General features: G+C 41.1%; 20 protein-coding genes. 14 read left to right on the forward strand and 6 right to left on the reverse strand.

Annotated elements, in window-relative coordinates:
* From KKB09_06800 to KKB09_06815, 4 genes are all read left to right on the forward strand, one after another.
* Positions 1-198: hypothetical protein (locus tag KKB09_06800; GenBank protein ID MBU4300897.1), on the forward strand; the 198-nt coding region annotated here is incomplete at its 5' end.
* Positions 199-444: 246 nt separating this feature from the next.
* Complete coding sequence (locus KKB09_06805) at positions 445-1,299, forward strand: 60S ribosomal export protein NMD3 (GenBank protein ID MBU4300898.1); 855 nt, start codon at positions 445-447, stop codon at positions 1,297-1,299.
* Complete coding sequence (locus KKB09_06810) at positions 1,299-1,652, forward strand: translation initiation factor eIF-1A (protein ID MBU4300899.1); 354 nt, start codon at positions 1,299-1,301, stop codon at positions 1,650-1,652. The genes KKB09_06805 and KKB09_06810 overlap by 1 nt, the downstream gene beginning before the upstream one ends.
* 9 nt (positions 1,653-1,661) lie before the next feature.
* Entirely contained in the window at positions 1,662-2,906 is a 1,245-nt protein-coding gene (locus KKB09_06815; GenBank protein ID MBU4300900.1) for a hypothetical protein, read from the forward strand.
* Here the strand turns inward: KKB09_06815 and KKB09_06820 are convergent.
* A complete protein-coding gene (locus KKB09_06820; protein MBU4300901.1) occupies positions 2,896-4,371 on the reverse strand; it encodes a hypothetical protein in 1,476 nt (491 codons plus the stop codon). The two genes, KKB09_06815 and KKB09_06820, sit on opposite strands and share 11 nt — an antisense overlap.
* A gap of 223 nt (positions 4,372-4,594) precedes the next feature.
* Between KKB09_06820 and KKB09_06825 the strand changes: the two genes are divergently transcribed.
* The gene (locus tag KKB09_06825; GenBank protein ID MBU4300902.1) at positions 4,595-5,338 is read left to right on the forward strand and encodes a class I SAM-dependent methyltransferase; all 744 of its coding nucleotides are present in this window, start codon (positions 4,595-4,597) and stop codon (positions 5,336-5,338) included.
* Positions 5,339-5,365: 27 nt separating this feature from the next.
* Here KKB09_06825 and KKB09_06830 read toward each other — a convergent pair whose 3' ends face one another.
* Complete coding sequence (locus tag KKB09_06830; protein MBU4300903.1) at positions 5,366-5,767, reverse strand: hypothetical protein; 402 nt, start codon at positions 5,765-5,767, stop codon at positions 5,366-5,368.
* A gap of 408 nt (positions 5,768-6,175) precedes the next feature.
* Here KKB09_06830 and KKB09_06835 point away from each other — a divergent pair, with 408 nt between their 5' ends.
* From KKB09_06835 to dnaK, 6 genes are all read left to right on the forward strand, one after another.
* Positions 6,176-6,790 (forward strand): nucleotide exchange factor GrpE, encoded by a 615-nt coding sequence (locus KKB09_06835; protein ID MBU4300904.1) that lies wholly within the window; start codon positions 6,176-6,178, stop codon positions 6,788-6,790.
* Between the two features lie 44 nt (positions 6,791-6,834).
* Entirely contained in the window at positions 6,835-7,449 is a 615-nt protein-coding gene (locus KKB09_06840; protein MBU4300905.1) for a hypothetical protein, read from the forward strand.
* 220 nt (positions 7,450-7,669) lie between these two features.
* The gene (locus tag KKB09_06845) at positions 7,670-8,155 is read left to right on the forward strand and encodes a nucleotidyltransferase domain-containing protein (GenBank protein ID MBU4300906.1); all 486 of its coding nucleotides are present in this window, start codon (positions 7,670-7,672) and stop codon (positions 8,153-8,155) included.
* The gene (locus KKB09_06850) at positions 8,103-8,597 is read left to right on the forward strand and encodes a HEPN domain-containing protein (GenBank protein ID MBU4300907.1); all 495 of its coding nucleotides are present in this window, start codon (positions 8,103-8,105) and stop codon (positions 8,595-8,597) included. The genes KKB09_06845 and KKB09_06850 overlap by 53 nt, the downstream gene beginning before the upstream one ends.
* A gap of 60 nt (positions 8,598-8,657) precedes the next feature.
* Positions 8,658-9,146, forward strand: coding sequence for a hypothetical protein (locus KKB09_06855; protein ID MBU4300908.1), 489 nt, complete (start codon positions 8,658-8,660; stop codon positions 9,144-9,146).
* Between the two features lie 22 nt (positions 9,147-9,168).
* Positions 9,169-11,103: a molecular chaperone DnaK gene (dnaK, locus tag KKB09_06860; GenBank protein ID MBU4300909.1), complete on the forward strand. Its 1,935-nt coding sequence runs from the start codon at positions 9,169-9,171 to the stop codon at positions 11,101-11,103.
* Positions 11,104-11,177: 74 nt separating this feature from the next.
* Here dnaK and KKB09_06865 read toward each other — a convergent pair whose 3' ends face one another.
* Genes KKB09_06865 through KKB09_06875 form a run of 3 tightly spaced genes read right to left on the reverse strand, consistent with a single transcriptional unit; the run spans position 11,178 to position 16,000 of the window.
* Entirely contained in the window at positions 11,178-12,050 is an 873-nt protein-coding gene (locus tag KKB09_06865) for a hypothetical protein (GenBank protein MBU4300910.1), read from the reverse strand.
* Between the two features lie 10 nt (positions 12,051-12,060).
* Complete coding sequence (locus KKB09_06870) at positions 12,061-12,861, reverse strand: phosphoribosylformylglycinamidine synthase subunit PurQ (GenBank protein ID MBU4300911.1); 801 nt, start codon at positions 12,859-12,861, stop codon at positions 12,061-12,063.
* On the reverse strand, positions 12,854-16,000 hold the full coding sequence (locus KKB09_06875) for a hypothetical protein (protein MBU4300912.1): 3,147 nt from the start codon (positions 15,998-16,000) through the stop codon (positions 12,854-12,856). The genes KKB09_06870 and KKB09_06875 overlap by 8 nt, the downstream gene beginning before the upstream one ends.
* A gap of 84 nt (positions 16,001-16,084) precedes the next feature.
* Between KKB09_06875 and KKB09_06880 the strand changes: the two genes are divergently transcribed.
* A complete protein-coding gene (locus tag KKB09_06880) occupies positions 16,085-17,293 on the forward strand; it encodes a hypothetical protein (protein ID MBU4300913.1) in 1,209 nt (402 codons plus the stop codon).
* Between the two features lie 42 nt (positions 17,294-17,335).
* On the opposite strand, the gene KKB09_06885 is transcribed toward KKB09_06880, so the two are convergent.
* Positions 17,336-17,914 carry a cytidylate kinase family protein gene (locus KKB09_06885; GenBank protein ID MBU4300914.1) on the reverse strand — a complete coding sequence of 193 codons (579 nt, stop codon included), beginning with the start codon at positions 17,912-17,914 and terminating at the stop codon, positions 17,336-17,338.
* An 83-nt stretch (positions 17,915-17,997) separates the two neighbouring features.
* Between KKB09_06885 and KKB09_06890 the strand changes: the two genes are divergently transcribed.
* On the forward strand, positions 17,998-18,882 hold the full coding sequence (locus tag KKB09_06890; GenBank protein MBU4300915.1) for a hypothetical protein: 885 nt from the start codon (positions 17,998-18,000) through the stop codon (positions 18,880-18,882).
* Positions 18,883-19,006: 124 nt separating this feature from the next.
* Complete coding sequence (locus KKB09_06895) at positions 19,007-19,276, forward strand: UPF0147 family protein (protein MBU4300916.1); 270 nt, start codon at positions 19,007-19,009, stop codon at positions 19,274-19,276.
* The last annotated feature ends 168 nt before the right edge of the window (positions 19,277-19,444 follow it).

Raw genomic sequence — 19,444 nt, forward strand, 5'->3', positions numbered from 1 at the left:
AGTACATGGACAACAGTAGCAAACGGAACTCTTGCTGCCGGTATAACTGTGCCTGCTGGAGGAGACAATACAGTAACAATCACTGGCTCGGCTGCTGGTGCTTCCGGAGAGTGCTTCACAGCTGGCGTGGATTTGACCTATTCCGTAACCGATGGAGTGGATCATGTAATAAGCGGAACAATGAGAGGCAAATATTAAAATAATAACTAGTTACTCGGCGGGATTTTCATTTCCGCCGGGTTTCTTCTTCTTCTTTTTATTCACATTCGCATATTACGTTTTAAAGCAAATTCATTGCATGCGCGCGAAATGCTCAAGTAATTCGGTTGGTTCTTAGTCAATAAGTCTCATAAACTTGGTCATATTGTAAAAGAAACATTCTGTTGTTTTTTCAGCAGCTTGCAGTATTCGATAAGTTATAAAGCAATCTCTCTAATAATAATGATGGTCAAAAAAGTTTCATCTGTTAAAAAGATATCTATTAAAAAGCAAAAAGCTGCAGCAAAGCCGAAGAAATTGCCTGCAAAAGCGCCAAAGCCGGCGAAACAAAAGCAACTGACGCGTTTTTGCCCTTCTTGCGGCACAATAACTGATGAATTATTTGAAGGATTTTGCAGAAAATGCTTTCTTGAAAATGTCGAGCTCATTCAGGCTGCAAAGCGCATCCAATTCTGTATTTGCTATGACTGCGGAAGGGCGCGCCTGAACAAATTCTGGCAGTCTTTCGGAAGCAAGAACGAGCTTGTGCGCAATATGGTCACGCGGCATTCACGCGCATTAAGGGGTGCTGAGTTGGATATACGTTATGATGACTTCACAATCAAAGGAAAAACAGAAGTTCCAGTAACTTTAACTGCAGAATATGAAAGCAATTCAAAGAAGATTACTAAGTCAAAGGAAATGCTTTTAGTTATACTCCCTGAAATTTGTCCTGATTGTTCAAGGCTTCGTGGCGGATATTATGAAGGGATAATGCAGCTTCGCGGCAAAAATCAGGAAAAAATGCAAGCCCATATAGAAAAAGCTTTCAGCAAATTTGATAAATCGGAATCAAATGCTTTTATTTCAAAAATTGAGCGGCTCAGCGAAGGCATTGACATATACATAGGTTCAAGAACAGCTGGCTTGAAAGTTTCATCTGAGATAAGGAAGATTTATAATGTTGATTGCACAATTACTAACAAGATTCACGGAATGCGCCAGGGCAAAGAGATACGCCGAACAACTATTTTGCTGCGGGGTATTGAGCCAAGAAACAGGCCCGAAATTGGTGAGTCAAGCGACGAGGGTGTGATTTGATGATTAAACGAAAAGAGGAGACCGAAGGGCAATTTGAATCAATGGAGGGTCAGGAAGACGCAGCAGGCGTGACTATGCGCGTTCGAACTCCGCGCCCGGGCCAGCTTTTGGGAATTGTCGAGTCACGTCTTGGTTTTGGCAAGATGAATATTATTTGTTCTGACAGAAAGGCGCGCATTTGCCGCGTCCCGGGAAAATACCGCCAGCATCTATGGGTCAAAGAAGGCGAAATAGTTTTAGTTGAGCCGTGGCAGTTTGAGGGCGACAAGAAAGGAGATATAATCTACAAGTACCGAAAAGCGCAAGCTTCGTGGCTGCATGAGCACGGGTATCTGAAGAATTTAGGAGTTTGAGGAGTTTTAATGAATGGCGGAGCGCATTACGTTCTTGTAATATTGGTGATTCTCGGCGCATTACTTTTCCTGAAATACAATACAGATATAACTATTTCTGCTGAAAAAGACAACGTAAGCGAATTAATAACCGCGGATATATCGGATAATTGGAACTCGTATTCTAACAATGAAGTCGGCATTACGTTCAGATACCCCAAAACCTGGGAAATAACACAAGATTATTTTTATACAACTGCCGCAGGAAGTCGAGCAAAAAGACCTACAATCATTTTGCAGAAAATCGGCGATAACCAATCAAATAATTGGATTTTGATAAATCCGCGGCAATTTATGTGCGAAAATGGAATGTGTGTTGGCAGTAAAAATACCGCTGATGAAGTCGCCACACATAGTAAAAATAAGGATATTTTGGATTTACTTAATACTATTGTTTCTGAATTGAAGCAAAATACAACTCGGAATAAAGTATATTCTGATAAGGAGGGCCACCTTACATTTGAGTACCCGCAATATTGGGAAATAATCGAATCGCAACATCGCAGGACTGCTGACGGAAGAATTTCAATAAGCAATGAAGTCACACTCCAAAAAATCGGCAACAATGAAATAAACAATCTGATTTTTATAAATCCCAATCCTCAATTCAGATGCGAATTGGGCACTTGTATTCTTAGTGCAGATTCATACAATGACGGAGTAGCCACTTACAGCAAAAACAAAGAAGTTCTCAATATGCTCGGAAATATTGCTTCTGAACTGAAAGCAAAAAATACCAAAAATTATACTGGGCAGTTTTATCGCGATTTGGAGTATAATATAGAATTAATATTTCCCGATGGATGGTATCTTTCCAAACACCAGTGGCTTTCTAAAACATTGCCAAATCCATGTTCACTATCTTTCCTTGACGTTGATTTTAACAGCACTACTTGCAGCACATTTACGTACTGGGAAAATGACGAATGCAAAATCACGATTTCCAGTATCTCCGCAGAAGATTACAATAATTTTGTCAACAAAGAATATTTAAATGAAGTGATTTTAGGAAAAGAAAAGGCGTATATGCGAGACGGCGCGTTTGGTGCAGGTCCATTCTATGCAATAAATGCGAGTAACAGATACTTCATTATTTACGGAGAATGGCCGTTCAAATCGGCTCATTACACAACTAATCCGGAAAATCCGCCGGTTCCAACATGCCCTTATGATTTTGATGGATTTAAACCCTTTGAATTCAGGTTTATTGATTGAGCGGCGCGGTCGTACTATTTGTTGTTTTCTTTTTTTTATCTTTGTTTTTTTCATCTTTTTCCTTTTTTGTCTTTTTCAGATACTTGTCAAGCATACTCTTTCGGATTCCATAACTAACGGGGTTCTTGATGTTGTGGCAAATTCCGTCGGGTATGCACACTTTGATATCCTTGTAATATCCCGCGTTGTCGCAGTTTGGCGGAAGCTTAACCTGCTCCGGAGTTTCATGCGTTTTTGCGTATTCCAGCTGGCCGCGCCAGTATGCTTCGGAAAGCTGCTCCGGATTTTTCTCATTCCATTCCGCAAGCTTCTGCTCAATTTCATCCCACGAATATCCTGAAACTTTCAGAAAATTTATCAGCATAAATACAGAGCGTTTTCTTCCGTCAAGAAGACCGCCAAGGATTTTTTTCACGCATGGCGGGAAATTCTCTTCCGGCACTTTGATGCCTTTTGCGGAAAATGGCTTGATTTCCCTTGACGCTCCGGAGCGCATCATTTCCTCAAGCTCTGCTTGCGATGCGCCTGGTCTTGAATCCGAAACAATAATGCCGTCTTCATAAATCGCGCGCATCAAACCCTCTTTTTTCTCGTCGCGCTTGAATTTCAGAGTGGCTGCTTTCGGTTTCATTTCAATAGCGAAATCAAGCGCATTTTTAACAAGCGTTTCACACTCATTTTCCTCGAATTTTCCAAGAAATACGGCGTCTCCTTGCACATTTTCCGGCTTTGCTTCAAGGGGTGAGAATTCCATTATGCGCGCTGCATCAAACGGCAGGCTGACATTCCAGGTCTTGTCGTTGAACGAATAAGGCATTCTGAAAAGGTGGCGCACAGACCAGTTCTGTTCAACATCAAGGACGTTGTACGGATTAAGCGCGCCATTCTCTTCTTTCATGCGTTCTTCAAGTGCTGAATCAAGAGCAGTCAGCTTTTTCGCAAGCTCCTGCCTTATTTTTTCAGAGAGATAGAATGCGATTTTTTGCGGAAGATCCGGAAACATTTTTGAGATGGGATTCATATTCACTTCTTTTGGAAATCCGCCGGATGCAATGCCGAGATGAAACCCGCGCCTTCCCGAGAATTTTATCGAGATGTTTTTCACGCCGCTATGGCGCATCTCATCAATCAAAAGCTTTGCAGTGATTCGCGCAGCATCAATCCCTGCATCAGAATCGATGTCAAGCACAAGGTCCCAGCCGGTGCGTAATTTATCAAGGTCTGCGCGTTTCAAATCATTAGAAAGCATCTGCGGATTCTTCCAGTGCTCGACAGAGCAGTGAAAAGCAATCGCGCTGTTTTTGACAAAATGCGTGATGTCTCCCGGAAACTGCACCGAATTCGGGCGTGAGCCGTAAAAACCTCCAAGAAAAACCGGAACGATTTCGCGGCCCTTACACATCTCGAAAATGCGCTTTGCGATTTCAGGGCGCGAGTAGTATGCTTTGATGTCGGAGGGGTTCATGGACCTTCTTAAATCTGGAATTTTTTAAAGCGTTGCGGTACGCTTAGAATCTTATGATTTGATACGTTTAAGCAAAGTTTGATGAGTTACGAAGTTGCAAGCTTGCCTAGTGTTTTTGATATTATATTCATTACATCACAATGGTAACTATTTAAAGAATACGCATCACAATAATTTGTAGGTATCCCAACGACAAACAAATACGCAATTAATTGGTGAAATAATGACTTTATCTGATATTGTGACTCAACATTTTAATGGACTTGCAATTAACTATGATGAATATTCACATAAAAGAAATCGCTATCTTCTTGCACAAGAAGACATTATTGTAAAAAAGCTAATGGATGAAATTTCTGAGCCGTTTGTTATTGATTGCGGTTGTGGCACAGGTACTAGAGGTATGAGAATAAAAGAACGGTTGGATGGCGCTCGTTTTCTGGGTTATGATTTAAGCGAGGAAATGGTAAAACTAGCGGCACAAAAGGAGTATGAGTCCGTTGTTTGTGCTTCATTGAATTCGCCGCCATTTGAAAATGTAGAATTTGACGCTGCATTGTGTCTATTCTCAGTTTTTTCATATCTTACTTCAAAAGAAGACCGAAGATCTGCAATAAAAGGCTTTTATGATCGATTGAAGAGTGATGGTTTATTGTTTATCGATGTAACGAACAGAAGCCATATGGGTGAAGGTCTTTCATTCAAGAAATCCATGCTACAAATTGCCCGAGAGTTAATGTATTCGATGTTAAATCCTAAACTATCCTATGGAGATGTGTTATTTAAATCTTCGGTAAACGGGGAATTATTGGATGGCTATTTCCATACAATGAATGATTCGGAGTTTAAGAAATTGTCAAAAAATCATTTTAAGATAGAAGATAAGTTTATTATCGGATACGACAGTGGTGCTTTAAAGGATAGTGAATCCGAGGGTAACTTTTTCTATGTCTGTAGAAAATTATAGGGCGAGCGGATTAGTAGCAACAAGCTATTATAATCCCATCCCTTCATCAATTTCTTTCGCAATGCGCCGCATGCGCGCAATCATCCTCAGCATGTCCAACTCCATTTCTTCGATTGTGTCCTCGACATTGCGCATGCGCAGTTCATATCCTTGATCGGTTTTTACGATAATGCCGGACTGTTGATATCTGTCCATATGGTGAATTGCAGTGCTGCGCGCGATTTTTGCTTTCTCTGCAATGTCATCGCTTGACAGAGCCATATCTTTGTGCGCTGCCTGAAGCATTATTTCGAATATGCGCATCGCGGTCTTGTTCTTGTCGCGCTTGTTGGCAAAGCCGAAAGATTCGCAGAGCCACTCGATTTCATTCTCCACATTTTCTTCTCGCGGCTGTTTTATTTCTTTTATTATTATGAATTTTGTGACCATATGAACATACTTGCACCGAAAGGTATATAAAGATTTACAACTTATAGACTATGTCGATAAGTTATCGACAGAAGTTATAATTGTTCGACACGGACGAAAGTTATTTTATGATGTTGCTTTGTCTTATGGACATATCGTTCTGTGTCGAATGTACGCGGCAAGAACCTTGAAATGTTAAATACAGTGAAAAATCCATTAATTATTGGTGAGTTAATGCTGGAAACAAGCAAAGATGTGCAAACAGAAATGAAAAAGCTCGAGGAAGAGATGAATGCGGTATTGCGCGGAATGTGCTGTACAAGCCCGCCGCTTTTGCTTTCGCGCGATTTAAAAGCCGCTATGTGATGCAGTGTTTAATTTATTCATGTTTTTTATAGTTTAGGAACCAATCAATAATTGGCGATGAGAATGGCTGACGAAAAAAAAGCAAAGGATGAAGCGCCAAAAAAGGAAGATCATGAAAATCCTGCGGATTTTCAAGCTGTTTCAACGCCTTCGGCGATTGAAAGTAAATCAGAGGCTGCAAAAAGCGTGAAACAGGAAAAGCCTCAAATGAATGAAGTTGACCTGCTTAAGTGCGAGCTTGCAGAAAAAACAAAGCTTGCCGGCGAAAATCTCAATCGGCTAAAATATTTGCAGGCCGAATTTGACAACTTCAGAAAGCGCGAGGCTGCCGACCGCAAAGATTTCATGAAGTTTGCAAACCACGAACTGATTGCCGCGCTGCTCAATATTGTTGATGATTTTGAGCGCGCAATTGCAGCGGCAAAAGACGAAAAAGACAAATGCGCGCTCCAGATGGTGCACAAGCGCTTTGTAAAAGTCCTTGAAGAGCACGGCGTAAAACCGATTGACGCGCTCGGCAAAAAGTTCGACGCGCATATGCACGAAGCGTTCCTTTCAGAAGAATCGGATAAAGAAGAAGGCATAGTGCTTGAAGAACTGCAGAAAGGATACATGCTTTTCGACCGCGTAATTCGGCACAGCAAGGTGAAGGTTGCGAGGAATAAAGAGAAAGAATAATCAGCGAATGTAGAATAAACTAAAGTGATTAAAAAGGCGAAATTATGGACATCAAAGATATAGAAACACTATTAAACACGTTCAAAACGTTCAAGTGGAATACTTTACGGAAAATGTACGGTAATTCCCATAGTTCAATAATCGGATTTATATCAACTGAATGGATTAATAGTTCTGATGGTAATTCTATTTTGGATGGGGCACCATCGTCAAAGTCAAAGACGGATAATAAACGAAAAAATGCGGACATATTGCTGTGTAAAGGAGATAAACCATTCATTCCCGTTGAAGTAGAAACAAATGTCTCAAAATATAGGGATAAATTAGAATCGCTAGGTATGTATCTGGACGATAAAAAGAATTTTGATGGTGCAAGATTTGGATTAATGATAATGTTAAACTTCTGTAAAAATAAGGCGACTGGTGAATTATATAAGCATAATTGGAACAAGATAAAGGAGGATATTGTGAAAAATAAAAAACATAACATCGTTTTAGTTTCTATAGAAAAAGAGAATAAGAAGAAACAGCTTACAGATTCAACTTTGGATAATTTGAGAGAACGCAATAATTACTATCCTTGGGACATTGTAGAAGTTAAGTATTGGATTTATTATGATAATAAAGAACTTGAAGGAGATTTTATTGAAAAGAAATAATTAATGTTATGGTGAATAGTATGCCATCCGAAAAAATAATCGGTTAATCTTTGAGTTGATGTCATGCCGCGCGAAATCTGCAATATCATGAAACCTTCTAAAAATTGCGAAGGTTTCAAGCTTTTGAAGCTGAAAAAGAATAATGATTTGCGCGGCTTCAAAATGAAAAACTTTTCGGTAATCTGTGACAAAAAATTTATGCGGGCAATAGATGATTTTTATGAAAACGTTGATAAAAAACGATAATGCGCTGCAAGACGCGCAAAAGTTTGCAGAACTATGCAAGCAGGAGCTGGGCGAAAATCTCGCGTCAGTAGTGCTGTTCGGCTCTGCGGCGCGCGGAACAAGCGGAAAATGGAGCGACATGGATTTTTGCGTCATCATGAAAAAACGGTACGATGACAAAAAGGAATTTGGCTTGAAAATGCGATTGCGCGAAGCATTTGGCAGGCACGCAGATATTATATTTCGCGAGGAAAAGGAAATACCGCAGCAAATAGCAGCCAATAGCGCGATTGATTTTGAGATAATGAGCGACGGAACGCCGGTATATGGCGCGCAATATTTTTTAAAATACAAACCGCTGTTAAAAGACGCTATAAAGCAAAATAATCTCTCAAGAAAACAGGAACTCGGAAAAGGTGTTTGGGTTTATGGAAGACTTAGAAAACATAAAGCTGAAAAGGGCGCCGGCTCGGCTGCTTGAAGCGCATGTGGATTTTGAATCCGCAAAAGCATTATCAAAAAGCGGAATAGACAGCAGGTCGCTTTATCATAGCCAGCAATGCGCAGAAAAAGCGCTTAAAGCATGCCTTTCAAAAACAAATGTCGGAGAAATAAAGTCGCACACGGTTGTGCAATATTTTCAATCGGAAATAATGCCTCTGCTAACAGGTGAATTAAAAGAAAAGTTCAAAGATTTGCATAATTTAATTTGGGTTGAAGAGCGATGGATGGACACAAGATATGAAGAATTTCGCGCAGGAAAAATAAAAGTGCCCAGCATGCAATTCAGCGCCGATGATGCTGAAACGGGCATAAAAACAGCGGAAAAAGCGTTGCTTGATTGCACTAACGTTGTTGAGTTTCTTTTCAAAAAAGAAATTCCGAAAAATACAGAAGGATTGAAGACGCTGTTGAATGCGTAAAGCATGACAAGATAGGTTGCGAATAGGGATGATAAAATATTTGAAAAAGCGCGTGATTTTATGAAAATATTGGTTTTCCTGCACGGCACGACAATCATGCACAAAAATGCGGTGGGACACTTGCGCGAGGAAATAATCAAACAGGTTGTTGACGAAGAATCCTCTGTAAAAGATTATGCTTCGTATATTCCCGTTGGAAATGCGCCGCAAAAATTGCAAATGTGGAAAAAACAGGGCGCAGAGATATTATATCTAAGTTCGCATAGAAATGCTGAAGATGTTGAAAAAGATAAAATAGTTTTGAAGAAATATAAATTTCCGGAAGGCAAAATATTCTTCTGCAAAAACGGCGAAGAATATAATGCTGTTGCAGAAAGAATTATGCCCGACCTAATAATAGAAGATGATTGCGAAAGCATCGGGGGAATATCCGAAATGACGCATCCCAATCTTAAGCCGGAAATTAAAGCGAAAATAAAATCAATTGTTGTCAAGGAATTTGCGGGCATTGATAATTTGCCCGATAAAATATCTAAATTGATAATTTAATTTTATGTTGATGTGATATATTATGGCAAGTGAAAAAATTATTGGCATAGATTTAGGAACTTCAAATAGCCAAGCGGCTGTTATGATTGGAGGAAAGCCGACAGTAATACCGAGCGCAGAAGGCGCGACTGTGGCAGGAAAGATGTTTCCGTCAGTTGTGGCGTTCACAAAAGACGGCACGCTTTTGGTCGGAGAGCCGGCGCGCAGACAAGCTGTGACAAACCCTGAAGGAACTGTCATGGCGGCAAAACGAAAGATGGGAACTGATTTCAAATACACAATTCACGGAAAGACTTACACTCCCCAGCAAATCTCCGCATTCATTCTCCAGAAGATAAAAAAGGACGCCGAGGCGTATATCGGAGAGCCTGTGAAAAAAGTAGTGATTACAGTTCCTGCATACTTTAACGACAACCAGAGGCAGGCAACAAAAGACGCAGGCTCAATCGCGGGCCTGGAAGTTGTGCGAATAATCAATGAGCCGACAGCAGCATCACTTGCCTACGGCCTGGATAAATCCGGCGAGCACAAAGTCATGGTGTTCGACCTTGGAGGCGGGACGCTTGATGTTACAATTCTTGAATTCGGCGAAGGAATCTTTGAAGTAAAATCAACATCCGGGGACACACAGCTCGGCGGAACAGATATGGATGCCGCAATAATCGATTGGATTGTTGAAGAATTCAAAAAGCAGGAAGGCATTGATCTGAAAAAAGACACGATGGCAACACAGCGCGTTCGCGAAGCTGCAGAAAAGGCAAAGATAGAACTGTCAAATGTTCTTTCAACCGATATTAATCTTCCGTACATAACCGTTGATCAGGCAGGATCGGGGCCAAAGCACTTGAGCTTGAATATGACGCGCGCAAAATTAGAATCCTTAATCGCACCCATTGTTCAGCGATGCGTACATCCGATGGAGCAGGCAATGAAAGACGCAAAGATGAAAAAGGACGACATCAAAAAAATAATTCTTGTCGGTGGTCCTACTAGAATGCCGGTTATCCAGAAATTTGTCGAGGATTTCATTGGCGCAGACAAAGTCGCAAAAGGCGTTGACCCGATGGAATGCGTAGCAACGGGCGCGTCAATTCAGGGAGGCGTTCTTGCAGGAGATGTAAAGGATCTTCTTTTGCTTGATGTGACTCCGCTGACTCTTGGAATCGAAACACTTGGAAGCGTTGCAACACCGCTAATCACACGAAACAGTACAATTCCGACAAAAAAGAGCCAGATGTTTTCTACAGCCGCAGACAGCCAGACCGCGGTGACAATTCATGTGATACAGGGCGAAAGGCCGATGGCAAATGATAACACAAGCCTCGGCATGTTTAACCTTGTTGGAATACCGCCTGCACCGCGCGGAGTTCCGCAGATCGAAGTGACTTTTGACATCGACGCAAACGGAATACTTAACGTCACTGCAAAAGACCACGGAACAGGAAAGGAGCAGAAGATAACAATATCCGCGACCACTAAACTGTCAAAAGACCAGATTGACAAAATGGTAAAAGAGGCAGAGAAATTCTCTGATGAGGACAAAAAGAAAAAAGAGGAAGTCGAGGCAAGAAACACTGCAGACAGCCTTGTTTATACAACAGAGAAAACTCTTGCTGATTTGAAGGACAAAATTACGCCCGAGCAGAAAGAGAAAATTGAGCCTGCGCTCAAGGCTTTGAAGGACGCAGTTTCTGGAAAAGACACTGAGAAGATAAAGCAGGAAAGCGAGAATCTCAGCAAAGCAATCCAGGAAATCGGCGCATCAATTTATCAGCAGCCCGGTGCACAAGCAGGAGCTGGCGCAGGTCCGGCACCTGGTTTTGACGGTGGCGCAGATTCTGCATCAGAATCAACTGAGGAAGGCGCATCAGAACATCGCAAACATAAGAAAAAAGGCAAAGGCGGAAAAGAAGATGCTATTGATGCGGAATACAAGGTTGAGGATGAGAAGAAGTAAGGCATTGTGCCAAATATTGCATTGAGTAACCTTACTTCGACGACGAGAAGAAATAATTAAATTTCGGCGGGATGTTAAATCCCGCCGATTTTTTTTAATTCTGCGTCCATCAAAATGCCGCCATAGGGCTGTTTTTTGCCGTTGAAGAATAGCGTTTCTGTTGCAGGGTCGATTTCTATTTTGTTGTGGTAAAGAATATTGAATGTATTAAGGTATGCCGGAACATCGCATTCTGTTTTCATATGGCCTTGAAATGTGTCTTTGTATTGTTCGAGTGCTTCAAAATCGCCATAATTTATGCATCTTTTGACAAATGGCGCATCGACCTTTCTTGCGCGCGGTTTTCGCGTAAAGATGGGACCTGCATCTGTTCCCGGAGTAACTTTATGTATTGTTGCCATTAATTCTGTTTCTCCTCCGACCATTGCATCATACACTGCGTCGTTGCCGACATATGCGCGCCATGCTTCGCCAGCTTCCGTCATATAATGTATTTTTGCGGTATCTTCATTTCCTGCGTTTAATATACTTCCGTTTTTAAGCCTCTGCAATGCAAGATTCCCAGGATGAACATTCAGCATCAGGATATTCTCCTTGTCAAGCCTGTCAAATACTGTTGGCGGTATTATCAGATTAAATCCTGAAAGCGCGATAACTTTCGGAGGCTCCTGAAGTGCCCAATCAAACACGACGTCGAAATACGCTTCTCTTTCTTTCGGATTTTTGAGATTATATCCAATAGGCTTAATCACTTTTGCTTCGTAGCCGTGTTCTTTTGCATATTCGATTCCTTCACAATCTTTTTGGCTGAAAAACCTTCCAGGTTTTTGAATTCCGCGACCTTTGTCTTTATCAAATCCGATTCCGCTGCTGAATCCGCCGCTTCCCCAAACATCGGGTTCCACGCGTTCGCCTGTGGGTTCGTATATTGTTTTTAAATTTGCCATAAAATCACCATTAGTTCATATGCTCAACACCGGCCTTGAAAACACGATGGCTGGGTTGGTATAATCCGCTTAAAGTGCCTTTTTCTTTCAGGACTTTGTATTTATCAGGCCGCTGGTAATCATAAGTCAGTCTCTCAAGATGCGGAAACAAGAACAGATTTCCACTCCATGCAAAGCCCGCAATATTTGCTGTAGAGCCATTGGGATTGAATCTATGCCCTCTTGACGACCTGAAAAACTCGCAGATATAGCCGTCCACGTATTCAAGCGCGATTATATTATTTTCACGCGCAAAAAGCAAGTCCTCAATAGGTACGTAAACCTTTCCTTCTCCATGCGATATTGGCGCATATAATGGCTCTTCACAATCTTTGAGCCCTTCCAGCCAAAAACTATCATTGTTTGGATTGACTTTCAAATCCCAGTAACCTGTTTCATGTTTTCCCGAGTTGTTCTGCTTTGTTCCGACCTTCATCGGGAACAGGTCTGATTTCGCCAGTATCTGGAAAGAATTGCATACACTATATATCGGGAATCTTTTGTCATTCAGTTTTTTCTTTAGTTTTTTGTAGAGCCCCGAAGCGACTGTTCTGTTTTTTATCGATTGCCCGGCGCCCAGATTATCCCCCATTGTGAAGCCGCCCGGAAGACCCAGACCGTCGCATTCTTCATCCAGAATGTCCGGGTTTTCCGTTAACTCTTCATACAAACAATATCTTACATCTGCCCCGGCCAGTTTCAATGCATTAAACAACTCACTTTCCGAATTAAATCCCAAACCGCGGGGAATAATAAAACGAGATTTATCCATAAACAAGACCTCCTTCTGCGCCCGCCATATTATGATAAATGCCAAGCATTGAGCCTACTTTTTCAGACAGCATTTCTTTGCCTCCATATTTCATTTTGATTTCAGCGCCTTTGACAGTACCAATCTTGCTGTATTTTCCGGCGAACAATTCTTCAAAGCGCTCCTTTTTTTCTTCGCTGACAGTCACAAGGAATCTGCCTTCTGTTTCGCCATACATTATTTCGTGAAGCTGCATTTCTTCTTCTTTGTCAAGCGCATCGACGTCAAACTCAATTCCTTTTTCGCCGGCCATTGCGGTGTTTTTGATAGCGGTCATCAAACCTCCTGCTTCAACATAAGTTGCCGAGTTAAGAAGCCGTTCATTGCAAGCCAGATTCATTTTTCCAAAAGTTTCAAACACAGTTTCAACGCTTTCATTGCTGACGCGCCCTATGCTGAACTCTTTTCCGGTTCTTTCTGAAAGCCAGTTGTAATATTCCGAGCCGCCCATGTCCGCTTTTGTTTTCGAGCCGACAACATAAACAGAATCGCCTTCTTCTTTGGCATCGATTGTTGTTATGTTGTTTACATCATCAATCTTCGCAAACGTTGTCATGAGAATCGTCGGAAAAACGCCGCGTTTTACAGGGTTTCCATTTTCGTCAAACATCGCTACCTGGTTGTACATTGAGTCTTTTCCTGAAATTACAGGAACTGCGCAGCCTTCGATGACTTTTGCCATTCCGCGGTTTGCTTCAATAAGCATTTTCTGGTACTTGGGATCATCAGAGCTTTGCCAGAGCGCCTGGTCTGTTGCAACCATCCAATCCAGATTTCCGCCCATAGCAATACTATTACCGATGGACCGCAAGAAAGCATTCATCCCCATCTTCTCAGAATCAATGTACGACTGCCTTTCAGTATGGCCGTATGATTGAATCAAACCTTCTGATGAGGTTATGTCAGGCATTATGCATGCCGATCTGGTTGAAATCCTGCCCTTGCCCTGTATGCAATGCTGGACGCTTAATCCTTTTACAGTGCTGTCCATTCTATCCATGAAAGGCGCGACAGAGCCGAGATTCGGGCGATTTAACATTTCGTAAAATTCCTTTTTTGCGCGCGCTTCTTCATTTTCACAGCCGCTAACAATCACTTCCAAAAAATCATTCAGTTCATTTTTCAGGTTCAGTTCTTTTTCAGCAGTTAATTTATAGTCTGCAGGGCGCAATTCTCTTTTCGGAAATCCGTGATGTATGAAACCCATATCAAGGTCAACAACCTTTTCATTGTTGGCATAAATTTCCGCTCTTCCGGAATTATTGAATGCGCCTATATCAGAGAATTCGACTTCGTGTTTTTTGAGTATTGCTTCGATTTCTTCTTTGTTATTTTTATCAACAGAGATTGCCATTCGCTCCTGCGATTCATTCATCAAGAGCTCTGCTGCTGTCATGCCCGGATATTTTTGCAGGAGCTTGTCAAGGTTTATGTCAAGGCCTCCAAGCTCTCCGCCGATTTCTTCAGCCATTTCAAGTGATGCGCAGCAAACACCGCCGGCACCCAAATCGGTTATGTATTTTATGAATCCCCTGTCGCGGAGTTCAATAAGCGCGTCAAACATTTTTTTCTGCGTGTATGCGTCGCCTATCTGTACCGCAGTTACCGGTGAATTCGCGTTCAGAACTTCTGATGAAAATGTGGCGCCGTGTATGCCGTCGATTCCCGCGCGCCCTCCGACAATATATAACCTGTCGTCTGCATCGATATGTTTTTCTTCCGAGGGCTTGCCGTTGATTGTCGGCGGGATTCTGCCTATGCTTCCGACGCCGACTATGGGCTTTCCGTTGTATCGCTCATGCTCTACAAGCATCCCGAGATTTATCGGAATTCCCATCTGGTTTCCGCCGTGCTCGACGCCTTTAACAACACCGTTGAATATCTGTTTTGGATTCAGGAGCAATTGCGTAAGCTTCTGATCCTTGAAGTAGCGCCTTATGTCATCTTTATGCCCCAGGTAATAGTATAAAGAATTTCCAATCAATTCTGCGCCAAGGCCGGTTCCCATCGGATCCCTATTGACACCGACAATTCCCGTAATGGCGCCGCCATAAGGGTCAAGCGCTGACGGAGTGTTATGAGTCTCCTTTTTAACTGCAAGGTTCCATTTCTCATTGAATTTGAACACTCCGGCATTGTCCTTGAAAATGGAAACGCCTAAATGAGGCTTATTTTTCAGAACTTTTTTTGTGGGTTTCTTGATGAATTCATCGAAAATACCATTTTCATTTTCCTCTGTATTTGTCTTGAATTTTGAATTGTAAAGCGAATGCCTGCAATGCTCGCTCCACATCTGCGCGAGAACTTCAAGCTCGACATTTGTCAGGGAGCCTTTCTTGTTCTGTCCGCGCGTATTTCTTTCGCTCAGGGAATACTCTTTTATCGCAAGCATGTAGTCTTTTGCAAGCGCCAGAGTTCCTCCGCGCTCTTTTTTTGGATTTCGCGCTAAATCAATATCTAGCGTGCCTTCTTTACCGGTTCTGCAAAGCTCTTCATACGGCATATCTGCCAAATCGATCATATGCATATTTGGCCGCGGCGGAAGAATTACGGGATGTATTTTTTTCTCAAACCCGCCCTTTTCTTCAAACGTTTTTCTTTTCTCTATTGTGATTTCGTGAATCAGGGGGTTTGATGCGACGCGCATAAGCTGGTCATTTATTAATTTATCTGATTCGTCATATTCTCCGCTTATATAGAAAACATTTGATGTGAAAACATCGATACCTTTGAGGCGGTGAAAATCAAGGTCTTTTTTCAGGACGCGCGAAGCATTGTCAGTAACGCCTGGTTTGAAGTCAACTCTCAGTACAAAATCCCAAATTTCCTGCGGATCAACGGGTTCGTTTATCAAAGCCTTTTGCGTTACTTCGTGATGCACTAATCCTGACGCCTTTTTTAGCTGGTCGCTGTCAAGTTCGGGGCCATATAATGTATATATTTGAGAACTGGAAACTTTTGCATCTTTTATTCCGATTTCGTGAAGTTCCTGCTCAAGGTCTGAAACAATTTCGGTTTCGCGTGCAGCCGCGGGTTCATAATCTTCATGGAGAACTCTGGAGAAAACTTCAATTGTGTTGATTGCTTTTGATTCAGACATCAATCGCGCCTCTAATTCACTACTGTTGATTACTGATAATTCAAAGCTTTTAAACGTTAGCGATATATATTCAATTAGACTTTTATGGCTCCAAAAAATTCCGGAATCGATTATTCTTCTTTTGTAGATTATGCCGCATTGGATCCTGTAAAACGAATGGCATTAGAACTTTTCGGGCCAACGCTAGCGTATCCTGAACAGCGACTTGGCATAAAAATTGTTCCGCAAACATTAGGTGCAACCGCTATAGCATTCGATACGCGTAAAATGAAGAATCCCAACAACATTCTAGTTGGAAATATCGAAGGCCTCGGAACTAAAAATAAGATCCCGGAGAATATGTACAAACAAGTTATTTTTGATAAAACAAAAATTGCTAATGAATTTGAAATACGGGATGCTTTTAGGAAAATTGGTATGGATACGTCCGCAATGTCTGTCAATGATGCTAATGGCATTGGTGCAGATGTTTTTGCATATCTTGACATGATTAGCGTAGGAAATTCAAGTTATCTTTCGGATAATGAAAAAATCCGTTGCTTGCTTCAGGGATATAGAGATGCTGCAGATGAAAATGGCTTTTCAATACCGCAGGGTGAGACCCCTGAATTAAAGGGTATTGTTGAAGCAGATACAGTTGATCTTGCAGGTGCAAGTTTCGGCGTGGTGGATGCCGATAGACTTATAACTGGATACAATATAAAAGAAGGAGATATAATATTTACATTAGAAAGTTCTGGTATACATGCAAACGGCGTCAGCAAGGCAAGAAAAATATGTGAGATGACAAAAGATGGATATTTCACAGAAACAGAAGATGGCTCAACTATTGGAGAGAAGCTACTTAATCCAACAATAATCTATCAGAGGTCTGTCCGCGAAATGCAAGCTAGGGAAATAGAACTTCATTTTCTTCAGCCGATAACAGGACATGCATGGGAGAAAATAGCAAGAACTAAACTGCCGTATGATTATGAGATACATCATGTTCCAAATTCTGCAGATACAGAAGCTATGGGTGTGTTTAACGAATTGGTAATGCTCGGAAAAGCATATAATAAGACAGTTTCACCAAGCGAAAGATTTAATCTGACCAATAGAGAGAATTATTATGTTTGGAACTGGGGCGCCGGATTAGTGGCTATTGCACCAAAAGAATCTCGTGAAGACATAATTCAATCCGGAGAGAAATATGACACTAAGGTTATTGAACTGGGAATAGTCAAAAAAGGTGAGCGGCGCGTAATCATGCCATTTAAAGAATGTGGGCAAAAAGTTGTTTATAAGCCATAATTCCGAAATCTGTTTTGTTTCCAAAATTTAATTATCTGAAGTCTATTTATTTTTTTGTATATTTTTCTTCTCCAAAAATCCTACAATCTCCTTCACCAATTCCTCAACCCCCTTCACATTCGCATCAAGGACCAAATCAAAAACATCCAAGTCGCGTCCAAGCGTGTAGCCATACATTTTTTTGTAAAGCGCGACATTCTCTTTATCGCGCGTCCTCACCAGTTCCAGCGCCTCAGTATACGGAATTCCGTCTCTGCCCAAAATGCGTTTCGCGCGCACTTCCCGAGTTACATCAACCCAGATTTTTATTCCAGGTGCGCCAAGCCAGGGGATTGCCCACGAAGTCATTGCAAAGCCGCCTTTTTTTGCCTTTGCAATCATATGTTTATCAAGCCGCTTGTCAAATTCAAAATTCTTTTTTCTTTGCGAAAGGAATTTTATACCATCCGCAGTTTCCCACCAGTCGTTGCCCGTGATTTTGTAGCCCTCTTCTTTTGCCATTTCTTTTAGAATGTCGCCGCCGCAGACGTATTTTAGCCCGTATTTTGAGGCGATGGCGCGTGCCAAACTCGATTTTCCGGAGCCGGCCATTCCTGAGAAAATTATTGCCTGTGTTTTCATCGTATTACCTGAAACTGCAAAATATATATGCGTTTTATACAACTTTGATAAACGCTTATATACATCCTTAACCAATATATATTATGTGCTTAAAAATTAAGCTTAAAACCGCGCTAAATAACGCATTTTCTTTTTCTTCTGATGCCCGAAGAATTTCTGTGATGTTTTCGGTCATAGCCACATCTTGTTTTGCGATATTTTTTTCATTGATATCTTTTTTATCTTACCTTCCAACAAAAACCGTGCCGTTTGTCAATATGGCACAACTAATTCCGAATTATGCTGGCAATTTGTTGCTTATTTCCATTCTTTTTGCATTTGTTATTTCCCTTTCCGCAGTTCTTTCGATTTTGGTTAAAGGCGCATTCATACATAATTATACAATAAGGGATTCAAAAGAAGGGGTTATTAAAAGCATTAATCTACTTGGCGGAAGAATGTTGCCATTGATAAACCTTACAATCGCCATAATTCTTGTTTCGCTTGTGCTTGAGTCCATAATGTTTTTTGGATGGATTTTAAGCGTTTTGTTCTCGCTTGTGGTTTTTTTCGCATATCAGGAAGTCGTAATTGCTGAAAAAGGGGTTGTGGAGTCCATAAGAAATTCTTATTTGCTTTTAAAAGATGGTTGGAAAGAGGTGCTCGTTTCAATTATCGTAATCATACTTATATCTTCAGTAATTGTTGTAGCATTCTTTATTCCATTCATATTCGCTCTTTTTGGAGGAAATCTTCTATTGATCATTATGACTGGAGCAATTTCTGTGGTGGGTCTTTCAATAGCAAATCTTTTTAGCAATGGATTTACAACTGATGTTTATCTTCAGCTGAAAGACAAAAAACCGGAAACGGCTCAAGATAATATCGCAAATGAGAAAAAAACTTCAGCAGTTGTACGAGAAACCAAAAAATCTGCTACAAAAAGAAAAACATCACCGAAGAAAAGACGCAAGAAAAAACGAAAGTAATTTGGTTTTCTAAATTTTTCGGGCGCTTAAAGGATTTAAAGCTTCTTAATCATTAATTCTTAGTTTCTTTTTAGGGAATAAATGGGTAGTGATTTTTAAATGAATCTTTTCAACGGTGGATTTTATGGTTCAAGAAGCGGATATAACACAGATTATCGAATTATTGCACGAGCTTTCATGCGACAGGAAAGTTCCAAGAAACGTGCGCAGCGTAATAGATGACGCCAGAAAAGAATTGGCGCGCACTGAAGAAAATCTTCCGACAAAAATAAATACGACTGTTTCTATGCTTGATGAAATCAGTAATGATCCTAATATTCAGTCATATACTCGAACGCAGATATGGAATTTGGTAAGCATGCTTGAAGCAATCGAATCTGAAGTGGATGTGTAATTGAATTTTTTGCCAAAAATGGTGAAAAATCATTTTCGGCAAGCATTGATGCTACGTAACAAAGATATATAAATTAAAGCGACTAATAATATTCAGCAAGCAATATTGTAATTATTGGTGAAAAATATACCGTCACTATCGTTCCGGATATTTTGAACCGAAGGTTCA

The sequence above is a fragment of the Nanoarchaeota archaeon genome, assembly GCA_018897155.1.
GTDB lineage: Archaea > EX4484-52 > EX4484-52 > EX4484-52 > LFW-46 > LFW-46.

Bases quoted from the DNA above. Each gene is read 5' to 3' on its own strand.
- KKB09_06885 (MBU4300914.1), bottom strand. From the start codon at position 17,914: ATGAAAACACAGGCAATAATTTTCTCAGGAATGGCCGGCTCCGGAAAA.
- KKB09_06835 (MBU4300904.1), top strand. From the start codon at position 6,176: ATGGCTGACGAAAAAAAAGCAAAGGATGAAGCGCCAAAAAAGGAAGAT.
- KKB09_06810 (MBU4300899.1), top strand. From the start codon at position 1,299: ATGATTAAACGAAAAGAGGAGACCGAAGGGCAATTTGAATCAATGGAG.
- KKB09_06820 (MBU4300901.1), bottom strand. From the start codon at position 4,371: ATGAACCCCTCCGACATCAAAGCATACTACTCGCGCCCTGAAATCGCA.
- KKB09_06870 (MBU4300911.1), bottom strand. From the start codon at position 12,861: ATGGATAAATCTCGTTTTATTATTCCCCGCGGTTTGGGATTTAATTCG.
- KKB09_06830 (MBU4300903.1), bottom strand. From the start codon at position 5,767: ATGGTCACAAAATTCATAATAATAAAAGAAATAAAACAGCCGCGAGAA.
- dnaK (MBU4300909.1), top strand. From the start codon at position 9,169: ATGGCAAGTGAAAAAATTATTGGCATAGATTTAGGAACTTCAAATAGC.
- KKB09_06840 (MBU4300905.1), top strand. From the start codon at position 6,835: ATGGACATCAAAGATATAGAAACACTATTAAACACGTTCAAAACGTTC.
- KKB09_06845 (MBU4300906.1), top strand. From the start codon at position 7,670: ATGAAAACGTTGATAAAAAACGATAATGCGCTGCAAGACGCGCAAAAG.
- KKB09_06890 (MBU4300915.1), top strand. From the start codon at position 17,998: ATGTGCTTAAAAATTAAGCTTAAAACCGCGCTAAATAACGCATTTTCT.
- KKB09_06865 (MBU4300910.1), bottom strand. From the start codon at position 12,050: ATGGCAAATTTAAAAACAATATACGAACCCACAGGCGAACGCGTGGAA.
- KKB09_06895 (MBU4300916.1), top strand. From the start codon at position 19,007: ATGGTTCAAGAAGCGGATATAACACAGATTATCGAATTATTGCACGAG.
- KKB09_06825 (MBU4300902.1), top strand. From the start codon at position 4,595: ATGACTTTATCTGATATTGTGACTCAACATTTTAATGGACTTGCAATT.
- KKB09_06880 (MBU4300913.1), top strand. From the start codon at position 16,085: ATGGCTCCAAAAAATTCCGGAATCGATTATTCTTCTTTTGTAGATTAT.
- KKB09_06815 (MBU4300900.1), top strand. From the start codon at position 1,662: ATGAATGGCGGAGCGCATTACGTTCTTGTAATATTGGTGATTCTCGGC.
- KKB09_06875 (MBU4300912.1), bottom strand. From the start codon at position 16,000: ATGTCTGAATCAAAAGCAATCAACACAATTGAAGTTTTCTCCAGAGTT.
- KKB09_06805 (MBU4300898.1), top strand. From the start codon at position 445: ATGGTCAAAAAAGTTTCATCTGTTAAAAAGATATCTATTAAAAAGCAA.
- KKB09_06855 (MBU4300908.1), top strand. From the start codon at position 8,658: ATGAAAATATTGGTTTTCCTGCACGGCACGACAATCATGCACAAAAAT.
- KKB09_06850 (MBU4300907.1), top strand. From the start codon at position 8,103: ATGGAAGACTTAGAAAACATAAAGCTGAAAAGGGCGCCGGCTCGGCTG.